Raw genomic sequence first — 20,401 nt, forward strand, 5'->3', positions numbered from 1 at the left:
CGCTTCGGGGGGCTGCTGCCGTGTTAATTCCCTGCAAAGGCTGATGTACCGGCCGCTACCAGCCGGTTGCATTCGGCCATCTACGACCAACAGGGGAACTACCATCATGAAATTGCTCGGGGTCGCGATCGCGGCCACACTTGCGCTGTCCGCCATGCCCGCCCTTGCCGAACCGCTCGCTCCGGGCTTTTCGGCAAATGCGCTGCCGCGCAACGATGATGGCGCCACCGGCGCCGTGGCGCTCGGCTTCAGCGCCAACTACTTCGGCAACGTCTATTCGACCGCCTATGTCAGCAACAATGGCTATCTGACCTTCAACGGCGGGCAGGGGACCTATACCCCCAGTGGTCTCGGCAGTGGCTATAGCGGCCAGCCGATTATCGCCGCCTTCTTCGCTGACGTGGACACACGCGGCGCCGCCTCCGCGCTGACCACCTACGGCACCGGCACCTACCAGGGCTATAATGCCTTTGGCGCGACCTGGGCCGGGGTCGGCTATTTTGCGTCGCAGACGAACAAGCTCAACGACTTCCAGATCATCCTGACCGACCGGTCGGATACCGGCGCCGGCAACTTCGACATCTTCTTCAACTATGACCGGATCGAATGGGAAACGGGCAACGCGAGCGGCGGCAGCAACGGTCTCGGCGGGATTTCCGCCGCTGTCGGCTATAATGCCGGCACCGGCAACCAGCCGAACACCTTCTTCGAGCTTGCCGGGTCGCGTGTTCCGGGCAGCTTCCTCGATACCGGCAGCGCGCCGCTGATCAACACCACCAACAATGGCGTCGCCGGGCAGCTGCAGTTCAGCGTTCGCAACGGCAGCGTGTTGCCGCCCGTGCTTCCCGGCGCTGTCCCGGAACCGGCGACATGGGCCATGCTCATCGGCGGGTTCGGCATGGTCGGTGGCGCCATGCGGCGTCGCCGGCCGCTTGCCGGTCACCTCGTCTAGCAATTGGCCGATGACCGGGCATTGCCGAAATCTTCGGCAATGCCCGGTCATCCTTGCGCAAGATCGATCCGTGTCCATATCGAATTTTCTGGACGCGGCGCCGCGACCGGCGGATAATTGCCACGACCGGGGGGTAGGGCGATGTCCAGATCAGCATTGGGGGCCGCTGTCGTGGCGTTGTTGGCCGTACCGCCGGTGCCCGCCCGGGCGCAATCCTGGTCGCCGCGTGACGCCGAAGGCGTCTGCAAGGATCAGCTGCGGCGGGATTACGGCATATCGAATACGCGGGGCGTGACCAGCAGCGAGCGGGGCAACGGCCGTTTTCAAGTGACCGGCCATGCCGACCGCGCAAACCAGGGAAACAACCAGACCGCCCGTTTCGACTGCTGGGTCGAGCGCGGTTCCGTGCGCAACGTCAACCTTGGCGATTGGGAGAAGCAATCGGGCAATGGCAGCGGCGATGCGGTCGCGGCGGTCGGCGCCGCGATCGTGCTGGGGGCCATCATCGCGGCGGCGACGTCGAAGAAAAAGAGCCACGAACATGATCGCTATCCGGATGGCTATCAGGACAACAACTATGGCAGCGACAGCTTCAGCCCCGCCGGCGGCATCACCTGCTATCGCCAGCAGCGCGCCTGTTTCGATGGCTACAACAATTACAATGCCGGCTGGACATCGCGTGAATTCGGCTACTGACGGGGGCTTGAAGATGCGACTGCTGGCCCTTGCGGCGACCTTGATGGCGACGCCGCTCATGGCGCAGGCGCCGGCACCGCAGCCGGGCATCGTCGATCGCACGGAGTTGCCGATTGCCAAGCCGATGACGCTGCCGCCGCGCACGGCACAGGAGGCAACCGACAAGTTCCTGGCGTCGAAGGCCCTGCTTGGGATTATGAAGCCGGTGTGGACCGACGAACAGATCGGCAAGATCGTCTTTATCGGCTGGCACAATGGCGCTGCCGCGCTGTGCGACGACCTGGAAGTTGATTCGGCCAAGATGGCCAAGGCCGTGGCGGTGTTTGCGCCGCCGGCGACACCGCCGCTCGGAGCGGAAAGGACGGCGTTCCTGCACGACAATCTGGTTCTCGACATCGGCCTTGCCACCGGCTGGGTGATGGGCGGCAATTTCCGCGACCTGTCGACCTTCTGCGCCGCCGCCAGGGCCGAAATGGCGGCGATGCCCGCCGACCGGCATTTGTTCCACACCGCGACGCCGCCGAAATAGCCGGCGTCCGATCCCGCGCTAGGACCCGGCGTGCCAGCGTTCGGCGGCCATGTCGTCGCTTTGCTTGGCCGCGACCCAGTGGCGGCCATCGCCGCGCTCCTCGACCTTCCAGAACGGCGCCCGGGTTTTCAGCCAGTCCATGAGGAATTCTGCCGCGGCGAAGGCGGCGGCACGATGGGCGCTGCTGATCGCGACGAGCACGATGGCCTCTCCCGGAAACATCCGCCCGTGGCGATGGATGACGACCCCCCCGAGCAGCGGCCAACGCGCTTCGGCCGCGGCGGCGATGGCGGCGAGTGCGCGCGCGGTCATCGCCGGATAATGTTCGAGCGTCAGCGACTGCAGGCCATCATCGGCGCGGACATGGCCGACGAAGCTGACGACCGCACCGACATCGCTGCGCCCGGCGCTTAGTGCACCGGTTTCCTCGGCGATCGCGATAGGTTCCGGCTGGACCCGGACGCGGATCATCCGCCGGTAACCGGCGGAAAGATGGCGATTTCGGCAGCGTCCGCGACGGGCGCATCGAGGCTGGCGAATTCCTGGTCGATGGCGACACGGATGGCGCTGCGGTCGGCGAGTGCTGCGGCATGACCGGGGGACCGCGCCGCCAGCCAGTCGAGCAGGTCAGCGACCGTCGCAATAGCGGCGGGCACCGCCAATTGTTCGCTGCCCGTGCCGATGCGTTCCCGCACCCAGGCGAAGTACAAAATGTCCACCGGGTCAGGACATGTGCTTCAGGCCGACACGCAGATAGTCGTAGCCCGTGATCAGCGTCAGGACAGCGGCGATCCACAGGCTTGCGATGCCGGCTTCATAGGCCGGCAGCCAGGGCATCAGCGCCGGCGCCGACCCCGCCAGCACCAATGCGCCCAAGGCGATCATCTGGAACGCGGTCTTCCATTTGGCCAGCGCCGACACCGGCAGCGAGACCTGGAGGGTGGCGAGATATTCGCGCAATCCCGACACGATGATCTCGCGCAGCAGGATGATCAGCGCGGCAACCACCGCCAGGCCATGGACGATATTGCTGTCGACCAGCATGACGATGACCGCGGCGACCATGATCTTGTCGGCGATCGGGTCGAGGAACACGCCGATCTTCGACACGGTGCCCTGCGCCCGCGCCAGATAGCCGTCGAGATAGTCGGTGATGCCGGCAACCAGGAAGACGACGAACGCCGCCAGCCATTCATAGGGGCCCTTGCCCCACATCAGGACGACAAGCAGCGGCACCGCAAGGATGCGGCTGAGCGTCAGCAGATTGGGGAGGCTGGACAACACCGGCCATCCCTAGGCAATCCTGCGCCGCGATGCCAGATGCCCGGCAAAAAAGCTGAAGGACGTGCCATGGATGTCAACGAAGCTCTCGCCACGCGCCGGTCGGTGCGCGGCTTTCTCGACACGCCTGTCGATCCGGCCGTCATCCGCCGCGTGGTCGAAGCGGCGGCGCGCGCCCCGTCGGGCGGCAATGTGCAACCCTGGCATATCGATGTCGTTGCAGGCGACCGGCTGGAGGCGCTCAAGACCCTGATGCGCACGCGGCTTGCCGAAGCCCCGGGCGGCGAGCCGACCGAATATGATATCTATCCCAAGACCCTGCCGTCACCCTATCGCGACTATCGTTTTGCCGTTGGCGAGGCGCTGTACGGCGCGCTGGGCATCCCGCGTGCCGACAAGATGCAGCGGTTGATGTGGTTTGCCCGCAATTTCCAGTTCTTCGGCGCCCCTGTGGCGTTGTTCTGTTCGGTGGCGCGCACCATGGGCCCGCCGCAGTGGAGCGACCTTGGCATGTATCTCCAGTCGCTCATGCTGCTGCTGCGCGCCGAAGGCCTCGACAGCTGCGCGCAGGAATGCTGGGCGATCTACCCTGCGACGATCCGTGGCTTTATCGGGATACCGGAGGACCGCATGCTCTTCACCGGCATGGCGATCGGCTTTAGGGATGAAGCCGATCCGGCGAATGCGGTGCGATCCGAACGGGCGCCGCTGGCCGATTTCGCCACCTTCCACGGTCTGTGACGTGGAGTTGCCGCAAGGATTGCGTTTTGAAGAATGAGTCATCGATCGGCCGGCGCGGTTTCATCGGTGGCCTGATCGCGGGTGCGGCCGTCCTGGCGGTCCCGGCGCGGGCCGCCTCGGCGACACCGGTCGATGCGCGGCTGCTGGCCCGGGCGATGGCGGCCTTTGGTCGCCACCGCGCCGCGGTACAGAAAGCCGATCTGATCGCCATTGCCGATTATTCGCGCCCGTCGCGCGACCGGCGCTTTCATCTCGTCGACATGGCGTCGGGCGCGACCGTCTCGATGCTCGTCGCCCACGGCCGCGGATCGGACCCGGCGCACAGCGGCTGGCTGCAGCAATTCTCCAACGCCGATGGCAGCTATGCCTCGTGCGCCGGCGCCTTCATCACCGGCGGCGAATATGTCGGCAAGCACGGCCGGTCGATGCGTCTTCAGGGCCTCGACCCGACGAACGACAACGCGCTGGACCGCGCCATCGTCATCCACACGGCGCCCTATGTCAGCGAAGCGATGGCGCGCGACATGGGCAAGCTGGGCCGCAGCCAGGGTTGCTTCACGCTGACCGGGGCCGATCTGCAACAGGTGCTGGCGCGCCTCGGCGGCGGCCGCTTTCTCTATTCCGACAAGGTCTAGCGCGGAACTGGCGCTCAGGCCTCGCGCCGGCCCGGCTCGAGCATCCCGCGGGCCTTTTCGGCCAGTCGAGCCGCTTCTTCCGCATCGGGGTCCTTGGATTTCGGCGGTTCGGGAATGACGATGCCGCGCTGCACGGCCGGCCGTTCGGCGACCGTCGCCAGCCAGCGCTGCAGGTTCACAAGGCCGTCGGTTTCGATCCCCGACCATTTGGCGGTCCGGATCCAGCACCAGTTGGCGATATCGGCGATGCTATAGTCGCCCGCCAGAAATTCGCGGGACGCCAGGTGCGAATCGATGACTTCGAACAGCCGCCGGCCTTCGCCCTGGTAACGGGCAATGGCGGCCGGGATCTTTTCGGGAAAATAGCGATAAAAGACATTGGCCTGCGCCATCATCGGGCCGATGCCGCCCATCTGGAACATCAGCCACTGCATCACCTGGCTGCGGCCCTTGACGTCGGACGGCATCAGCAGGCCGGTCTTTTCGGCGAGATAGACCAGGATGGCGCCCGATTCGAAGATCGGGAAGCCGTCATCGACCAGCGCCGGCACCCGGCCATTGGGGTTGATCCGCAGATAATCGGGCGTTTTCTGCTGGCCATGGGCAAGATCGACCTTGACCACCGCATAGGCCAGCCCAAGCTCCTCCAGGGTTACCGACACCTTGTAGCAATTGGGTGTCGCGGCCGTGTAAAGCGTCATCGTCATGGCGTTGGTGTCATTCGGGGCCACTCCGGCACGTCACCCTGCCAGTCTAGCGCGCCGACGCATCCGTGGCAAAACCGTCACCCGTTGAGCAGGCGCGACTTCTGTTCGGCAAATTCGGCGTCGGTCAGAACCCCGGCGGCGTGAAGCTCGGCAATCTGCTTCAGCCGCGAGATCGAATCGTCACTCAGGCCAGCGGCTGCGCCGGCGGCCGGTGCCGTGCTGCCCGGCTCTGCCGCCGCCGGCGCCCCGCGCGGGCGCGTCATGGCATTGGCAGTGCCGACGACCACGGCGGTGCGGCCGGCGGTGCGGGCGGCGGCGCCGATCAGGCTGGGGCGTCCGCGGCGTGATCCGAACATGGTCAGTCTCCCTGTGAAGTCGTGGCAAGCAGCGTGGCGCGCGCGGCGTCGACAACGTCGCCCGGAATGCGTTCGGACAGCACCAGCGTGCCGCCGGCGCTGCGCACGGCGTTGGCGAAGCCGGTCGCCCAGACATGTTCGCACAGCAAGGCAGCGACGGTCGAATTGGGCTTCATGTCGTCGGCAAGCTCGTTGAGATCGGCTTCGGACAGCAAACCGCTCGCGGCGCCGGAAATGCCCGCCACGGCAGCGGCGATATCGTCGGGCAGTTCCTGCATTTCGAGGATCAGCGCGGCGCCATCATCATCCTTGACCACGACCGCAAGATCGATGACTCGCACGATGCCGCGTTCGACAAGGTCGACCAGCGCGGGTGTGATGTCGCCGTTGAACCTGTTGCCGTCAAAGGCGAGGACGATCAGCTCGATCGGCCCGGTCGCATCGGTCATGGCATCTCTCCCCTGGTCAGTCAGTCCCAACATATCATCGGCGTGCGTCAAACTTGTGTCGAGTCCGGCATGTGTCGGGTCAGATGTGTCGCGTCAGGGCGCCGCCGTGGCGGCGGCCGGCGACGTCCGCTGCGCGTCGGCCATGGCGGCATCGACGTCGGCGACGGCTTTTGCCGCGACATCGTTGCCGGTGGGTCCACCGACGGCTTCCGGTTCAGGGGTCGTGCTGCCGCCACACGCCGCGAGCAGCAACAGGAGCAGGGACGCAGTGGCGCGGTACAGCATCGGATCAGCATAGCGCAGAGCCGATGCCTGCGAAAGCGGCGAGCGCGGGCTATTGCGGGGCAGGGGTCGATGCCCTGGGCGGTTCGGGCTGTGCTGCAGGGGCGGGCTCGGCTGCTGCTGGCGCAGGGTCGGGCGCCGAAACGGCAGGGTCGGGCGCTGCGGCCTCGGGCGTGTCCATCTCGGCTTCGTCCTCGGGGTCGAGCGGCAGGTTGCCGTCGTAGATCGCATTGCGCCGGTTCTGCAGATAGGCGGATTTGACGAGCGTATATTCGTCCAGGCTGTCGGCGAGCAGCTGGTCGCCGCCCTGTTCGGTCAGCCGGGCGCGGAAATTGATCAGCCGGGTCACGATCTGGCCGCCGCGCCAGTAAAGTGTCGGGCTGAAAGCGGCGTTACGGGTGAAGTCGGCCGGATCGATCAGGAAATCGGCGCCGAGCCCGAAGCTGTCGCGCAGCGTCGCCGGGCCGAACAGCGGCAACACCATATACGGCCCCGATTCGATGCCCCAGGCCGCAAAGGTCTGGCCGAAATCTTCCTTCTCCTGCTCGCGCCCCAGTTCGGTGGCGTTGTCGGCAAGGCCGCCGACGCCCAGGGTGATGTTGATGAGGATGCGATCGAGGGTGCGGAACGCCTGCGAGACCTTGCCCTGCAACAGCGCGTTCATCAGGCTCGAAGGTTCGCCATAGGTGCTGTAGACGTTGGTGATGCCGTGGCGCGCCGCAGTCGGCACCACCGCGCGATAGGTGTTGGCCACCGGCTTGAGCACGGCGCGGTCGATATTCTTGTTGAACTGGTAGATGCGGCGGTTGGTGCCCTCCCACCGGTCCGCCTCGGCGACCTCCATGCCGCCCGCGCGCGGCGTCGTGCAGCCAGCGAGCGGCAAGGCGACAACCAAGGCCGACAGAACCGCGAGCGGGGCAGGGATACGCAAGCGGGTGGACAATGACATCGAGAAGGGCATTGCCCGACTTCGATGGCCGGCACAACCGGCTACGTCGTCTCGCCCGCTTGACACATATAAAGATATCTTTATGTCCCGGATGCGATGGAGCCGTTGCTGATCATCCTGCGTGCGCTGGCGGACCCGAGCCGGGTGCGGATCCTGCTGCTTGTTCGCCGCATGGAGCTGTCCGTCGGGGAAATCGCCGCCGTGCTCGAACAGAGCCAGCCGCGCGTTTCACGCCACATTCGTATCCTGTCCGATGCCGGTCTGGTCAAGCGTTCCAAGGAAGGCGCCTGGGTGTTTGTGCGGCTTGGCGAGGCCGGCGTCGCGGGGCCGGTCCTGGCGGCGATGGATGCGCTCGCCGCCGATGCCGGCATTGTCGACCAGGCACGGCTGGCAGCCGTGCGAGAAGAGCGCGCGGCCGCCGCCGATGCGTGGTTTGCGACCCATGCCGCATCGTGGGACCGCGAGCGATCGCTGTACATTGCCGAAAGCGCCGTCGAGGCGGCGGTGATCGCGGCGCTCGGATCGGATGCGCTGGGCAATCTGGTCGATGTCGGCACCGGCACCGGCAGGATGATCGAGCTGCTCGGCCCGCGCGCCACCACCGCGCTCGGCATCGATCGCAGTCCGGAAATGCTGCGCCTGGCACGCGGCCGCATCGAAGGCGCCGGCCTCGCCCATGCCGAAGTGCGGCGCGGCGACATGTATGCGCTGCCGTCCGATGATGGCAGTGTCGACACGGTGGTGCTGCACCAGGTGTTGCATTTTGCCGATGATCCGGCGGCGGTGATCGCCGAGGCGGCGCGGGTGCTGGCGCCGGCGGGGCGGCTGCTGATCGTCGATTTCATGCCGCACAATCGGGAAGAGCTTCGCAACCAGCAGCGCCACCTGCGGCTCGGTTTCGCCGATGCCCAGATGATCGACTGGATGGCAGCGGCGGGGTTGGCGGGCGCGGTGGTGGCACGGCTGCCCGACCGCGAGGCGATCGGCGTGACTTTGTGGCTTGGCACGCGCGAAGCCCGGCAGACGGATGAAAGGAAAGCGGCGTGAGCCTGTCGGTGCATGAAATGGCGGAGGCGGCCTGCGCGCTGAACCCTCCGCTTTATGCCGATCTGCCCGGTGACGTGGCAGTCAGCTTTGAATTTTTCCCGCCCAAGTCGGAGGCGATGGAAGCGACGCTCTGGCAGTCGGTCGAAACGCTGGCGCCGCTGGCGCCGCGCTTCGTGTCGGTGACCTATGGCGCCGGTGGCTCGACGCGCGAGCGCACGCACGCCACCGTTGCCCGCATCGCCGGCGAGACGGCGATCCCGGCGGCGGCGCACCTGACCTGCGTCAACGCCAGCCGCGACGAGATCGATGCGATCGCCGATGGCTATTGGCAGGCCGGCGTCCGCCATATCGTGGCACTGCGCGGCGACCCGCCGGTGGCGGGCGGGCGGTTCGAGGCGCGCGCCGATGGCTATGCCAGCGCCGCCGAGCTGGTGGCGGGGCTGAAGCGCCTTCATGATTTCGAGATTTCGGTGAGCGCCTATCCCGAAGTCCACCCCGAGGCCGGCAGCCTTGCCGCCGATCTCGATGCGTTCAAGGCCAAGCTCGATGCCGGCGCGTCGCGGGCGATCACGCAATTCTTCTTCGAGCCGGAAACCTTCTTCCGCTTCCGCGACGCGGTGGCGGCGGCGGGGATTTCGGCGGAAGTGGTGCCCGGGATCCTGCCAGTCAGCAATTTTGCCCAGTTGCAGCGGATGGCGGTGCCGTGCGCGACCAATGTTCCCAAGTGGATGGCGCATCTGTTTGCCGGGCTCGATGACAAGCCGGCGGCGCGGCAGCTGGTGGCGGCGACGGTGGCGGCGGAGCTGTGCCGGCGGCTCTACGCCGGCGGGGTGCGGCATTTCCACTTCTACACGCTCAACCGGGCCGAGCTGGCCTATGCCATCTGTCACATGCTGGGGGTCAGGCCCTCCGCGCCCGCACTGGAAGTTGCCGCATGACCATCGCCGCGCTGTTTCGTCGCCAGGCTGCCGAGCGCATCCTCGTCAAGGACGGGCCCTACGGCACCGCCATCCAGGGGCTCGGCCTGACCGAAGCCGACTACAAGGGGTCGCTCGACCTGCCGATGGACCAGAAGGGCAACAACGACATGTTGAACCTGACGCGCCCGGCAGCGATTGCCGGCGTGTGCAACCAGTATCTCGCCGCCGGGGCGGACGTGCTGGCGACCAACACCTTCAACGCCAACCGCATCAGCCAGGCCGATTATGGCGCCGAGCATCTGGTCGGCGACATCAACCGCGCCGCCGCCCGCATCATCCGCGAATGCTGTGACGCGGCAACGGCCGCTGACGGCCGGCCACGCTTTGTCGCCGGCGCATTGGGGCCGACCAACAAGACGCTTTCGCTCAGCCCGCGCGTCTCCGATCCCGGCTTTCGCGAAGTCGACTTCGACGGGGTAAAGGCAGTGTATCGCGAACAGATCGATGCGCTGGTGGAAGGCGGGGTCGACATCATCCTCATCGAGACCGTTTTCGACACGCTCAACGCCAAGGCCGCGGCCTTTGCCGCCGCCGAAGCCGCCGAAGCACTGGGGCGCGAGCTGCCGGTTATGCTGTCGATGACGCTCACCGACCTCTCGGGGCGCAACCTCAGCGGCCAGACGGTCGAGGCGTTCTGGCATTCGATCCGCCATGTGAAGCCGTTGACCGTCGGGCTCAACTGCTCGTTCGGCGCGACCGAGCTGCGGCCGCATGTCGTGGCGCTGGCCAAGGTCGCCGACACGCTGATCCAGGTCTATCCCAACGCCGGCCTGCCCAACGATCTCGGTGAATATGACGAGGCGCCGGCGACGACCGGCAACCTTGTCGGCGACTGGGCGAGCGAAGGCCTGGTCAACATCGTCGGCGGCTGTTGCGGGACGACGCCGGCGCATATCGCGGCGATGGCGCGCGAAGTGGCGAAATATGCACCGCGCCAGGTGCCGGCCGAGGCACCTGCCATGCGGCTTTCCGGTTTGGAGGCGTTTTCCTTTGCAGCGTGAGACACCGGTGGCCGTCGCCGCCTTCATCAATGTCGGTGAGCGCACCAACGTCACCGGGTCGGCGGCGTTCAAGAAGCTGATCCTCAATGGCGATTATGCAGCCGCCGTCGAAGTGGCGCGCCAGCAGGTCGAAAACGGCGCGCAGATCATCGACGTCAACATGGACGAAGGGCTGCTCGACAGCGAATTCGCCATGGTGACCTTCCTGAAGCTGATCGCCGCGGAGCCCGATATCGCGCGGGTGCCGGTGATGGTCGACAGCTCCAAATGGACGGTGATCGAGGCCGGGCTGAAGTGCCTGGCGGGCAAGGGTATCGTCAATTCGATCAGCCTGAAGGAAGGCGAGGCGCCGTTCCTCGACAGCGCCCGCAAGGTCATGCGCTACGGCGCCGCCGCCGTCGTCATGGCGTTCGATGAAAAGGGGCAGGCCGATACGGCGCAGCGCAAGGTCGACATCTGCGAGCGCGCCTACAGGCTGCTGCTCGGCATCGGCTTCGAGCCGGCCGACATCATCTTCGATCCCAATATCTTCGCCGTGGCGACGGGCATCGAGGAGCACAACAATTACGGCGTCGACTTCATCGAGGCCTGCGCCGAGATCAAGCGCCGCTGCCCGCACGCCCATATTTCCGGCGGCGTGTCGAACCTGAGCTTTTCCTTCCGCGGCAACGAGCCGGTGCGGCGGGCGATGCATTCGGTGTTCCTGCTCCACGCCATCCGCGCTGGCATGGACATGGGCATCGTCAACGCCGGGCAATTGGATGTCTATGACACCATCCCCGAGGAGCTGCGCGAAGCCTGCGAGGATGTCGTCCTCAACCGGCGCGCCGATGGCACCGACCGGCTGCTGGCGATCGCCGAGAAGTATCGCGGCGACGGCAAGGCAGTGGAAAAGGCCACCGACGAGTGGCGGCTGCTGCCCGTCTCGAAGCGGCTGGAGCACGCGCTGGTCAAGGGCCTCGACGCGTTCGTGGTCGAGGACACCGAGGAAGCGCGGCAATTGGCGTTCGACAGCGGCGGCCGCCCGATCGACGTCATCGAAGGGCCGTTGATGGACGGGATGAACGTCGTCGGCGACCTGTTCGGCAGTGGCAAGATGTTCCTGCCGCAGGTGGTCAAGTCCGCCCGCGTCATGAAGAAGGCCGTGGCGCACCTGCTGCCCTATATCGAGGCGGAAAAGCTCGCCGGCCCCGAAGGCGCCTCGTCGTCGAAGGGCAAGATCATCATGGCGACGGTCAAGGGCGACGTCCATGATATCGGCAAGAACATCGTCGGCGTCGTCCTCCAGTGCAACAATTTCGAAGTTGTCGACCTGGGCGTGATGGTGCCGTTCCAGACCATCCTCAAGGCCGCCAATGACGAAGGCGCCGACATGATCGGCCTGTCCGGGCTGATCACGCCGTCGCTCGACGAGATGGTGACGGTCGCGGCCGAAATGCAGCGCGCCGGCATGACGATGCCGCTGCTGATCGGCGGCGCCACCACCAGCCGGGTGCACACGGCGCTGCGCATCGCGCCGGCCTATGCGGGGCCGGTGATCCATGTCCTCGATGCCTCGCGCGCCGTCGGCGTCGCCGGCACGATGGTCAGCGACACGTTGAAGGACGACATGGTCGCGGCGACGGCGAAGGAATATGAGGATATCCGCATCAAGCGCGCCGGCGGCGGCCAGTCGGCGCTGGTGCCGCTGGACGACGCCCGGGCCAACGCCTTTGTTCCCGATTTTGCCGCGCATCCGCCGGTGCGGCCGGCGTTCACCGGAACCCGGGTCATCGACGATGTCACCGTGGCCGAGCTGATCCCCTATATCGACTGGACGCCGTTCTTTCAGGCGTGGGAGCTGGCGGGCAATTACCCGGCGATCCTGACCGATGTCGTCGTCGGCGAAAGCGCCAGCAATCTGTTCGCCGATGCGCAGAAGATGCTGGCCGACATCGTCGCGGAGGGCTGGCTGCGCCCGCGCGGCGTCATCGCCATCTGGCCGGCGCGGCGCGATGGCGACGATGTCGTTGTCTTCGAAGGCGACAACAGGGCGGAGGAATTGGCGCGCTTTCCCTTCCTGCGCCAGCAGATCGCCAAGCGCGAGGGCCGGGCCAATTCGTGCCTCGCCGACTTTGTCTCCCCCGACGCCGACTGGCTCGGCGGCTTTGCCGTGACCGCCGGCGACGGTATCGCGCCGCATCTGGCGCGCTTCAAGGCGGCGCATGACGATTACCAGGATATCCTTTTGAAGGCGCTCGCCGACCGGCTGGCCGAGGCCTTTGCCGAATATCTCCATGAACGGGTGCGGCGCGAAATCTGGGGTTATGAGACCGGCCCCAGGCAGACCAACGCCGAACTGATCCGCGAACAATACAAGGGTATTCGCCCGGCCCCCGGCTATCCGGCGTGCCCCGAGCATAGCCTGAAGGCGACGCTGTTCGACCTTATGCAGACCACCGACCGCACCGGCATCACCCTGACCGAAAGTTTCGCCATGCTGCCAACGGCGAGCGTGTCGGGCTTTTACTTCGCCCATCCCGAAAGCCATTATTTCGGCGTGTCGCGGATCGGGCGTGACCAGCTGGCAGATTATGCGCTGCGCCGCGGTGTGAGCCTCGAACAGGCGGAAACCTGGTGCCGGCCCAATCTTGACTGAGCCGGCGCCAATCGCGGTTTCGGCGTTCCTCGCTTTAACCTTCGGCATCATCGCTTATTTCATCGGGGCGGGGCTGACGCGGCGCGTGCAGCTTCTGTCTGCCTACAGCATCCCGGAACCTGTCAGCGGCGGTATTGTCACCGCGCTCGTCGCGCTGGCGGTGGTCAGTGTCACCGGGCGGGAGATCCAGTACGACTTGGCCGCGCGCGACGCGCTGCTGGTCTATTTCTTTACCACCATCGGGCTGAAGGCGCGGGTATCCGACCTGCGGCGCGGCGGCCCGGTGCTGGCGATCATGCTGGCGCTGACTTTGGTCTATATGGTTGTCCAGTCGATCGTCGGCCTGGGCGTGGCGCGGCTGTTCGACCTGCCGCTGGCGGCCGGCGTCATGCTCGGCACGGCGTCGCTGATCGGCGGCCATGGCACCTCGATCGCCTGGGGGCCGACGATCACCGAGGTTCACGGCGTCGCCGGCGGCGCCGAACTCGGCATCGCCATGGCGACGGTTGGGCTGATCGTGGCGAGCGTGCTCGGCGGGCCGATCGCCAAATTCCTGATCGCGCGTGGCCGACTGGCGCCGGCCCCGGCCGCGCATGTCGTGGTTCCGACCGCGGCCGCGCCCGGGCCGTTCCCGCCGAGCGATCTGCGGGTCGATCACGTTGGGCTTATGCGCAGCATCCTGTGGATCCAGGCCGCCATCCTGCTCGGCTCGATCGCCTATGGTCTGATGGATTCGACCGGCATCAAGCTGCCGCTGTTCGTGCCGTGCCTGATCGCCGGCATCCTGTTGTCCAACCTCGTGCCGTGGATCCTGCCCGATCTGGCGAGCCCGGCCGAAACCCCGGCGCTGGGGGTGGTTTCCGAATTCAGTCTGTCGGTGTTCCTCTCCATGTCCTTGATGAGCATGGAATTGTGGACTCTGGCCAGCAGCGCCGGCGTGCTGATGGTGGCGATCACGGTGCAGGCGATCATGGCAGCGGTGTTCATCATCGGCGTGGTGTTTCCGATCATGGGCCGCGACTATTTCGCCGCGGTGATGGCGGCCGGCTCCACCGGGCTGATGCTCGGCGCAACGCCGACGGCGATCGCCAACATGACCGCGGTCACCCAGCGCTATGGCCCGGCGCCGCTCGCCTTCATCGTCATGCCGTTGGTATCGGCGTTCTTCGTCGATATCGCCAACGCCGTCATCATCCAGTGGGTGTTGCTGTTCGCCAGCCGGTAGCGCGGCGCCGGCGCAGCGAAGCGCCGGTCAGTCCGAAACCGGCGATCAGCATGGCCCAGCTGGCGGGTTCCGGGATTCCGGGGGCGACATCGGGCAGGCCGATGCGGAAATCGTCGATAGCGAAGGTCGTGCTCGAACTGAACTCGATCAGCGTCAGAAATTGCAGGTCGGAGTCGCTGCCGAACGCGATCAACCGGTTGCTGTCGCTGCCGTTGGTCGAAAAATCGGCAACCAGGCGGTCGCCACCCAGATTGGCGTCATATTCCCAGGCCCGGAAGCGGATGGGCGCCGAGCCGCTCACATAGGCTGCCACCGCTGGCCAGCTATAGTCGAAATTGTCGACAATATCGAGCGTGATGATGCTGCCGATATAGACCTGGGTCGGCGAGTTGGCGGGGAAGGCGGCGGTGGCGAGCGTGACCGACCCGCCGCTGAGCGTGCCGAGGCAATCGAGCGCGGGATAAGCGACGTCGCAAAAGTTGATCGACGTCGCACCGAGCTGGCGACCCTCGAAATCCTCCAATATCTGCGAACCGATCGCGGTCTGGATGGCCTGCGCGGGGCCCCCGCTGCCGGACAGCGCCGCGACGACCAGGACCAGCCGCGCCAAGCCTGCGATCATGCCACACACCCCATGTTTGTCATTGCACGCCTACCATTTTCGTCCTTCGCCGGCTAGGCTTGGGCTCCCGTCATCGTCGCCGCGACCCGGGTCGCCGCGATCAGCCGGATCGTCGAACTGCCCTTGGCAAGGACGGTGCCGGCGCTGTCGGTCAACCGGCCTTCGGCGAACAGGGTGCGCTTGCCGCTTTCGATCCAGCCTTCGGCGATGACAAGCCCGGGGTTGGCCGGGGCGTAATAGCTGATCTTGAGTTCGAGGCTGATCGGGATCTGGTCGGTGCCGAAGCGGGCGATGACGGCGTGCGCCATGGCGGCGTCGATCCAGCCGGCGACGAAGCCGCCCTGCGCCACGCCGCCCGAATGGCACATCTGCGGGCCGCAGCGATATTCGATCGCGGCATGGCCGGGGTCGAAGCGCAGGATGCGGACCTGGCCGAGGCTGTGTTGCAGGCCCTGGGTTTCCGGGATGCCGGTCACGCCGGCGACCCGATCTTGTCCTGGGTCCGGGTGTCGAAGTCGCCGGCGTCATGGCGTTCGCGCAGCTGGCTGGCCGGGTCGCCCTGGACGCGGTTGACCATGCGACCGCGCTTGACGGCGGGACGCTGCGCGACCTGGTCGGTCCAGCGTTGCAGATGCCGATATTCGTGCACCGACATGAACGGACCGCCATCGTAGAGCAGCCCCTTGGCCATGGCGCCGTACCACGGCCAGATCGCCATGTCGGCGATGCTGTATTCGTCGGCGATGAATTCATGCGCCGCGAGATGCTGGTCGAGCACGTCGAGCTGGCGTTTCACCTCCATCGCATAGCGGTCGATGGCATATTCGATCTTGATCGGCGCATAGGCATAGAAATGGCCGAAGCCGCCGCCGAGGAAGGGCACGGCACCGATGCTCCAGAACAGCCACGACAGGGCTTCGGTGCGCCGGGCGTGGTCGGTGGGGAGGAAGGCGCCGAATTTTTCCGCCAGATAGAGCAGGATGGCGCCCGATTCGAACACCCGCTGCGGCACCGGCGTGCTGTGGTCGACCAGCGCCGGGATCTTGGAATTGGGGTTGGCGGCGACAAAGCCGCTGCCGAACTGGTCGAGGTCCCCGATGTTTATCAGCCAGGCATCATATTCGGCGCCGGTGTGGCCGGCGGCGAGAAGTTCCTCCAGCATCACCGTCACCTTGACGCCATTGGGCGTCCCCAGCGAATAAAGCTGCAACGGGTGCTTGCCGACCTTGAGCGCAGCCTCGTGCCGCGCGCCGGCGGTGGGGCGGTTCATCGCCGCGAAACGCCCGCCGAATTCGGGGTTGTGAGTCCAGACCGGGGGCGGGGTGTAATCGGTCATGTCGGAGTCCTTTCGATGGCGCGGCGGCGCGATGGCGGTTTTTACCGCGCCGGGCGGGGATGGCACAGCGACGAAGATTGACAGGCGTGATCGAGTTTCTTGTCGATCGGCCGGCCGAAAGTCTCGAAAGTCACACCGAATTGGGTCTTTTGCTGGGTGTTTCGTGACGCTGTGATCGAAAGAACCGATCACAGCGTTTTCGTGCCATTCTTATAACCGATCCGGTTTGTGTAGGACAGGTGCCGGGTCGGCGGGGGCGTTGACAGCGGCGCGCGTGCCGGGCTTCTGGCGGCATGTTCGAAACCGCCGACCTGCTGCTGGCGCTCGCCATCCTGATCGGTGCGACGCTCTATTCCAGCGTCGGCCATGGCGGGTCGTCGGCCTATATCGCCATCATGGCGCTGTTCGGCGTGCCGGCGGCGACGATGCGGCCGACGGCGCTGGTGCTCAACCTGATCGTTTCCAGCCTGGCGTCCGTTCGCTACGTCCGCGCCGGGCAGTTCCGCTGGCGGACCTTGTGGCCGTTCCTGCTGGGGGCGATGCCGATGGCGTTCGTCGGCGGCGGCATCGTCCTGCCCGGCCATGTCTATCGGCCGCTGCTCGGCGCCGTGCTGTGGTTGTCGGCGGCGCGGCTGTTGTGGCCGCGCGAATTGAAGGCCGTCCGCCACTGGCGCGACCCGGCGATTCCGGCGGCGATCGCGGCCGGGGCCGGCATCGGGCTGTTGTCGGGGCTGACCGGCACCGGCGGCGGCATCTTCCTGTCCCCCCTGCTGCTGTTCATGGCCTGGTCGGAACCCAAGGCGGCATCGGGGGTGGCGGCGGTGTTCATCCTCGCCAATTCGGCGTCGGGGCTGCTCGGCAACCTGGCGTCGTTGCAGGAACTGCCCGCCACCCTGCCGCTGTTCGCCGGGGCGGCGCTGGTCGGCGGGCTGGTCGGCACCACGCTCGGCATCCGGCTGCCGGTCAAGCTGGTGTTGCGCTCGCTGGCGCTGGTGCTGCTGGTGGCCGGGGCGAAGCTGATCGGGGTGTATTGAGAGCTTCCTCTCCCGCTTGCGGGAGAGGCGACTCGCGCGCCAGCGCGGCGGGTGAGGGTGCGCACGCTCTGCCAGTAAGCGACACCCTCACCCGGGCCGGCTAAAGCCGTCTCTCGACCTCTCCCGCAAGCGGGAGAGGGGGCGTATCAATCGTCGAGGGCGGCGTAGACCATCGTGCGCAGCTCGCGGCGGACCGGGTAGGTGCTGCTGGGAATCAGCTGGGTCATGAAGATGCCGACCAGGTCTTCCTGCGGATCGATCCAAAAGAAGGTGCTGGCGGCGCCGCCCCAGAAATAATCACCGTCGCTGCCCGGCATCAGCGTGCGCGCCGCGTCGATGGTGGTGGCAAAGCCGAGACCGAAGCCGACGCCGTCATAGGCGGCCTCGCTGAACAGCGATCGCGACAGTGCAGCGATGCTGGCGCCGCCGGGCAGATGGTTGGCGGTCATCAGGTCGAGCGTCTTGCGGCTGATGTAGCGCTTGCCGTCGAGGGTGCCGCCGTTGAGCAACATCGTGCAGAAGCGCAGATAGTCGTGCGCCGTCGACACCAGCCCGCCGCCGCCCGAAACAAAGGCCGGCGGTGACAGGAAACTGCTGGTCGCGGCATCGTCCTGGACTTCGATGCCGCCGTCGCGGGTCGGCTGGTAGCAGGTGGCGAAACGGTGCGCCTGGCCATCACGGACATGGAAGCCGGTGTCGACCATGCCGAGCGGGGTGAACAGCCGGTCGCGGAGGAAATCTTCGAACGTCTGGCCACTGACGACTTCGACCAGCCAGCCGCAGACATCGGTGGCGACCGAGTAATTCCACGCGTCGCCCGGCGAAAATTCCAGCGGCATCCGCCCCAGCGCCGCGATCATGTCGGCCAGCGTTCCGGCCTTTTCGATTTCCCCGATCTTGTGGGCGCGATAGGCGGCGTCGACATTGCTGCGCAGTTGAAAGCCATAGGTCAGCCCGCTGGTGTGGCGCAGCAGGTCGACGACCTGCATCGGCCGCTTCACCGGCGTCGTCTGGAAACCGGTGCGATGCGTGCCGGCGGCATAGACGGCCAAGTTGCGCCATTCGGGGATATAGCGATGCACCGGATCGTCGAGGGCGATCTTGCCTTCCTCCACCAGCATCAGCAGCGCGACCGACGTCACCGGCTTGGTCATCGAATAGATGCGGAAGATCGTGTCCTCTGCCATCGCCGTGCCGCGTTCGCGGTCGGCATGGCCGGTGAGGCCGAGATGGGCGATGTCGCCGTGGCGGGCAACCATGGTCAGCGTGCCGGCGAGCTTGCCGGGAGTCACATATTTGTCGGCGAGGAAACGGTCGATGCGATCCAGCCGTTCGGCGGAAAAACCCAGATCATCGGCCATCGATCACTCCCGAAAGGCCGCTGTCAGCCGCGGCATGACGTGAACCTAGCCGCTAGAGAGTCGGTTGGTCAAAGCGTCGGGGGCTGATTTCATTCGCCATCTTGAGGATCGAATCGCTGCCGGCGGTCTTGTAGAGGCCGGGGACAAGGCCATGGACGACGCATTTCAGCGCCGTCCGGAACAACCGCCAGCCGACGCCGAAGGCGACGCCCATATGTTCGAAATAGCCTTCCCCGACGGCGCGGGGATGATCGACGAACAACCGCGCAAACATCGAGCCTCTCCCTGTTGTCAGCCGCGCGCCGCCAGCGGGACATAATCCCGCTCGGTCGGGCCGGTGTAGAGCTGGCGTGGACGGCCGATCTTCTGTTCGGGGTCCTCCATCATTTCGGTCCATTGCGCGATCCAGCCGACGGTGCGCGAAATCGCGAACAACACGGTGAACATCGACGTGGGGAAGCCGATGGCGGACATGACGACGCCCGAATAGAAATCGACATTGGGGTAGAGTTTCTTGTCGATGAAATAGGGATCGCTGAGGGCGATCCGCTCCAGTTCGCGCGCGACGTCGAAAATCGGATCGTCGATATTGAGCTTGTCGAGGATGTTCTTGGCAACCTTGGCCATGACCTTGGCGCGCGGATCGTAATTCTTGTAGACGCGGTGGCCAAAGCCCATCAGGCGGAACGGATCGTCCTTGTTCTTGGCGCGGGCGATATATTCCGGGATGCGTTCCGGCCGGCCGATCTCGCGCAGCATGTCGAGCGCGGCTTCGTTGGCGCCGCCATGCGCCGGGCCCCACAGGCAGGCGATGCCGGCGGAAATGCAGGCGAACGGGTTGGCGCCCGACGAGCCGGCGAGCCGGACGGTCGACGTCGAGGCGTTCTGTTCATGGTCGGCCTGCAGGATCAGCAGCTTTTCCATCGCGTCTTCGACCACCGGGTCGATGATGTATTTTTCGGCCGGGACGCTGAACGTCATGTTGAGGAAATTGCCGGCGAACGACAGCGAGTTGTCGGGATAGACGAAGGGCTGGCCGATCGAATATTTGTACGCCATCGCCGCCAGCGTCGGCATCTTGGCGATCAGCCGGTGGCTGGCGACCATGCGCTGGTGCGGATCGTGGATGTCGGTCGAATCGTGGTAGAAGGCCGCCATGGCGCCGACGATGCCGCACATGATCGCCATCGGATGGGCGTCGCGGCGGAAACCGCGATAGAATTGCGCCAGCTGTTCATGGATCATCGTGTGGCGGGTGATGTTGTTCGAAAACGCCTGATATTCGCTCGCCGTCGGCAGATTGCCGTTGAGCAGCAGGTGCGCGACTTCGAGAAAGTTCGATTTTTCGGCAAGTTCATCGATGGCATAGCCGCGATACAGCAGGGTGCCGACATCGCCGTCGATATAGGTGATCTTCGATTCGCAGGCGGCGGTGCTGGTGAAGCCGGGGTCGAAGGTGAAGCGGCCGGTGTTGGCGTAGAGCTTGCGGATGTCGATGACGTCGGGGCCCACGCTGCCCGAGAGCACGGGATATTCGTTGTTTTTGCCACCCACTGCGACCTGCGCCGGATCCGTCATAC

At 65.9% G+C, this 20,401-nt stretch carries 25 protein-coding genes; 11 read left to right on the top strand and 14 right to left on the bottom strand.

Going from position 1 to position 20,401, the window contains the following annotated elements; all coding sequences use genetic code 11:
• Nucleotides 1–106: 106 nt before the first annotated feature.
• From GGQ62_RS01665 to GGQ62_RS01675, 3 genes are all read left to right on the top strand, one after another.
• A complete protein-coding gene (locus GGQ62_RS01665) occupies nucleotides 107–952 on the top strand; it encodes a nidogen-like domain-containing protein (protein ID WP_152576778.1) in 846 nt (281 codons plus the stop codon).
• Between the two features lie 156 nt (nucleotides 953–1,108).
• A complete protein-coding gene (locus GGQ62_RS01670) occupies nucleotides 1,109–1,648 on the top strand; it encodes a hypothetical protein (protein ID WP_167649432.1) in 540 nt (179 codons plus the stop codon).
• A gap of 43 nt (nucleotides 1,649–1,691) precedes the next feature.
• Nucleotides 1,692–2,177 (top strand): hypothetical protein, encoded by a 486-nt coding sequence (locus tag GGQ62_RS01675; RefSeq protein ID WP_152576776.1) that lies wholly within the window; start codon nucleotides 1,692–1,694, stop codon nucleotides 2,175–2,177.
• 18 nt (nucleotides 2,178–2,195) lie between these two features.
• On the opposite strand, the gene GGQ62_RS01680 is transcribed toward GGQ62_RS01675, so the two are convergent.
• The 3 genes from GGQ62_RS01680 to pgsA are packed head-to-tail and all read right to left on the bottom strand — an operon-like array spanning nucleotide 2,196 to nucleotide 3,458.
• Nucleotides 2,196–2,648 (bottom strand): molybdenum cofactor biosynthesis protein MoaE, encoded by a 453-nt coding sequence (locus GGQ62_RS01680; protein ID WP_152576775.1) that lies wholly within the window; start codon nucleotides 2,646–2,648, stop codon nucleotides 2,196–2,198.
• Nucleotides 2,645–2,896: a molybdopterin converting factor subunit 1 gene (gene moaD, locus GGQ62_RS01685; RefSeq protein ID WP_152576774.1), complete on the bottom strand. Its 252-nt coding sequence runs from the start codon at nucleotides 2,894–2,896 to the stop codon at nucleotides 2,645–2,647. Before moaD ends, GGQ62_RS01680 begins: the two co-directional genes overlap by 4 nt.
• Nucleotides 2,897–2,900: 4 nt before the next feature.
• Nucleotides 2,901–3,458 carry a CDP-diacylglycerol--glycerol-3-phosphate 3-phosphatidyltransferase gene (gene pgsA, locus GGQ62_RS01690; protein ID WP_152577084.1) on the bottom strand — a complete coding sequence of 186 codons (558 nt, stop codon included), beginning with the start codon at nucleotides 3,456–3,458 and terminating at the stop codon, nucleotides 2,901–2,903.
• A 69-nt stretch (nucleotides 3,459–3,527) separates the two neighbouring features.
• Here pgsA and GGQ62_RS01695 point away from each other — a divergent pair, with 69 nt between their 5' ends.
• Both GGQ62_RS01695 and GGQ62_RS01700 read left to right on the top strand, forming a co-directional pair.
• On the top strand, nucleotides 3,528–4,199 hold the full coding sequence (locus GGQ62_RS01695) for a nitroreductase (RefSeq protein ID WP_152576773.1): 672 nt from the start codon (nucleotides 3,528–3,530) through the stop codon (nucleotides 4,197–4,199).
• 26 nt (nucleotides 4,200–4,225) lie between these two features.
• Nucleotides 4,226–4,834, top strand: coding sequence for a murein L,D-transpeptidase catalytic domain family protein (locus GGQ62_RS01700; protein WP_152576772.1), 609 nt, complete (start codon nucleotides 4,226–4,228; stop codon nucleotides 4,832–4,834).
• A 14-nt stretch (nucleotides 4,835–4,848) separates the two neighbouring features.
• Here GGQ62_RS01700 and GGQ62_RS01705 read toward each other — a convergent pair whose 3' ends face one another.
• The 5 genes from GGQ62_RS01705 to GGQ62_RS01725 all read right to left on the bottom strand — a co-directional run bounded on the left by GGQ62_RS01705 (nucleotide 4,849) and on the right by GGQ62_RS01725 (nucleotide 7,523).
• Nucleotides 4,849–5,541 (bottom strand): glutathione S-transferase family protein, encoded by a 693-nt coding sequence (locus GGQ62_RS01705; protein ID WP_207790464.1) that lies wholly within the window; start codon nucleotides 5,539–5,541, stop codon nucleotides 4,849–4,851.
• A gap of 77 nt (nucleotides 5,542–5,618) precedes the next feature.
• The gene (locus GGQ62_RS01710) at nucleotides 5,619–5,897 is read right to left on the bottom strand and encodes an SHOCT domain-containing protein (protein WP_152576770.1); all 279 of its coding nucleotides are present in this window, start codon (nucleotides 5,895–5,897) and stop codon (nucleotides 5,619–5,621) included.
• 2 nt (nucleotides 5,898–5,899) lie between these two features.
• Complete coding sequence (locus tag GGQ62_RS01715) at nucleotides 5,900–6,346, bottom strand: DUF6325 family protein (RefSeq protein WP_152576769.1); 447 nt, start codon at nucleotides 6,344–6,346, stop codon at nucleotides 5,900–5,902.
• Nucleotides 6,347–6,439: 93 nt separating this feature from the next.
• Nucleotides 6,440–6,631 (bottom strand): hypothetical protein, encoded by a 192-nt coding sequence (locus GGQ62_RS01720; protein ID WP_152576768.1) that lies wholly within the window; start codon nucleotides 6,629–6,631, stop codon nucleotides 6,440–6,442.
• A 49-nt stretch (nucleotides 6,632–6,680) separates the two neighbouring features.
• Nucleotides 6,681–7,523, bottom strand: a complete 843-nt coding sequence (locus GGQ62_RS01725; protein ID WP_167649433.1) for an MlaA family lipoprotein — start codon at nucleotides 7,521–7,523, stop codon at nucleotides 6,681–6,683.
• Nucleotides 7,524–7,673: 150 nt separating this feature from the next.
• Between GGQ62_RS01725 and GGQ62_RS01730 the strand changes: the two genes are divergently transcribed.
• Genes GGQ62_RS01730 through gltS form a run of 5 tightly spaced genes read left to right on the top strand, consistent with a single transcriptional unit; the run spans nucleotide 7,674 to nucleotide 14,468 of the window.
• Nucleotides 7,674–8,624, top strand: coding sequence for an ArsR/SmtB family transcription factor (locus GGQ62_RS01730; protein WP_152576766.1), 951 nt, complete (start codon nucleotides 7,674–7,676; stop codon nucleotides 8,622–8,624).
• Between the two features lie 17 nt (nucleotides 8,625–8,641).
• A complete protein-coding gene (metF, locus tag GGQ62_RS01735; RefSeq protein WP_152577083.1) occupies nucleotides 8,642–9,562 on the top strand; it encodes a methylenetetrahydrofolate reductase [NAD(P)H] in 921 nt (306 codons plus the stop codon).
• The gene (locus tag GGQ62_RS01740) at nucleotides 9,559–10,605 is read left to right on the top strand and encodes a homocysteine S-methyltransferase family protein (protein ID WP_152576765.1); all 1,047 of its coding nucleotides are present in this window, start codon (nucleotides 9,559–9,561) and stop codon (nucleotides 10,603–10,605) included. Before metF ends, GGQ62_RS01740 begins: the two co-directional genes overlap by 4 nt.
• Nucleotides 10,529–13,243 (top strand): methionine synthase, encoded by a 2,715-nt coding sequence (metH, locus tag GGQ62_RS01745; RefSeq protein ID WP_152576764.1) that lies wholly within the window; start codon nucleotides 10,529–10,531, stop codon nucleotides 13,241–13,243. The genes GGQ62_RS01740 and metH overlap by 77 nt, the downstream gene beginning before the upstream one ends.
• On the top strand, nucleotides 13,236–14,468 hold the full coding sequence (gltS, locus tag GGQ62_RS01750) for a sodium/glutamate symporter (protein ID WP_153401078.1): 1,233 nt from the start codon (nucleotides 13,236–13,238) through the stop codon (nucleotides 14,466–14,468). Before metH ends, gltS begins: the two co-directional genes overlap by 8 nt.
• Here gltS and GGQ62_RS16185 read toward each other — a convergent pair.
• Genes GGQ62_RS16185 through yghU form a run of 3 tightly spaced genes read right to left on the bottom strand, consistent with a single transcriptional unit; the run spans nucleotide 14,434 to nucleotide 16,426 of the window.
• Nucleotides 14,434–15,090, bottom strand: a complete 657-nt coding sequence (locus GGQ62_RS16185; protein ID WP_243445981.1) for a PEPxxWA-CTERM sorting domain-containing protein — start codon at nucleotides 15,088–15,090, stop codon at nucleotides 14,434–14,436. The two genes, gltS and GGQ62_RS16185, sit on opposite strands and share 35 nt — an antisense overlap.
• A 53-nt stretch (nucleotides 15,091–15,143) precedes the next feature.
• Complete coding sequence (locus tag GGQ62_RS01760; RefSeq protein WP_243446611.1) at nucleotides 15,144–15,566, bottom strand: PaaI family thioesterase; 423 nt, start codon at nucleotides 15,564–15,566, stop codon at nucleotides 15,144–15,146.
• Nucleotides 15,563–16,426, bottom strand: a complete 864-nt coding sequence (gene yghU / locus GGQ62_RS01765; RefSeq protein ID WP_152576763.1) for a glutathione-dependent disulfide-bond oxidoreductase — start codon at nucleotides 16,424–16,426, stop codon at nucleotides 15,563–15,565. The genes GGQ62_RS01760 and yghU overlap by 4 nt, the downstream gene beginning before the upstream one ends.
• A 293-nt stretch (nucleotides 16,427–16,719) precedes the next feature.
• On the opposite strand from yghU, the gene GGQ62_RS01770 reads away from it, so the two are divergent.
• Nucleotides 16,720–17,460 (top strand): sulfite exporter TauE/SafE family protein, encoded by a 741-nt coding sequence (locus GGQ62_RS01770; protein WP_167649434.1) that lies wholly within the window; start codon nucleotides 16,720–16,722, stop codon nucleotides 17,458–17,460.
• Between the two features lie 146 nt (nucleotides 17,461–17,606).
• Here GGQ62_RS01770 and GGQ62_RS01775 read toward each other — a convergent pair whose 3' ends face one another.
• From GGQ62_RS01775 to GGQ62_RS01785, 3 genes are read right to left on the bottom strand one after another with little or no spacing between them, the layout of a single operon-like run.
• Nucleotides 17,607–18,821, bottom strand: coding sequence for a serine hydrolase domain-containing protein (locus GGQ62_RS01775; RefSeq protein ID WP_152576761.1), 1,215 nt, complete (start codon nucleotides 18,819–18,821; stop codon nucleotides 17,607–17,609).
• Between the two features lie 52 nt (nucleotides 18,822–18,873).
• On the bottom strand, nucleotides 18,874–19,095 hold the full coding sequence (locus GGQ62_RS01780; protein WP_152576760.1) for a DUF6356 family protein: 222 nt from the start codon (nucleotides 19,093–19,095) through the stop codon (nucleotides 18,874–18,876).
• A 17-nt stretch (nucleotides 19,096–19,112) separates the two neighbouring features.
• The gene (locus GGQ62_RS01785) at nucleotides 19,113–20,399 is read right to left on the bottom strand and encodes a citrate synthase (RefSeq protein ID WP_152576759.1); all 1,287 of its coding nucleotides are present in this window, start codon (nucleotides 20,397–20,399) and stop codon (nucleotides 19,113–19,115) included.
• Nucleotides 20,400–20,401 lie beyond the last annotated feature (2 nt).

The organism is Polymorphobacter fuscus (genome assembly GCF_011927825.1).
GTDB classification, from domain to species: Bacteria; Pseudomonadota; Alphaproteobacteria; order Sphingomonadales; family Sphingomonadaceae; genus Sandarakinorhabdus; species Sandarakinorhabdus fusca.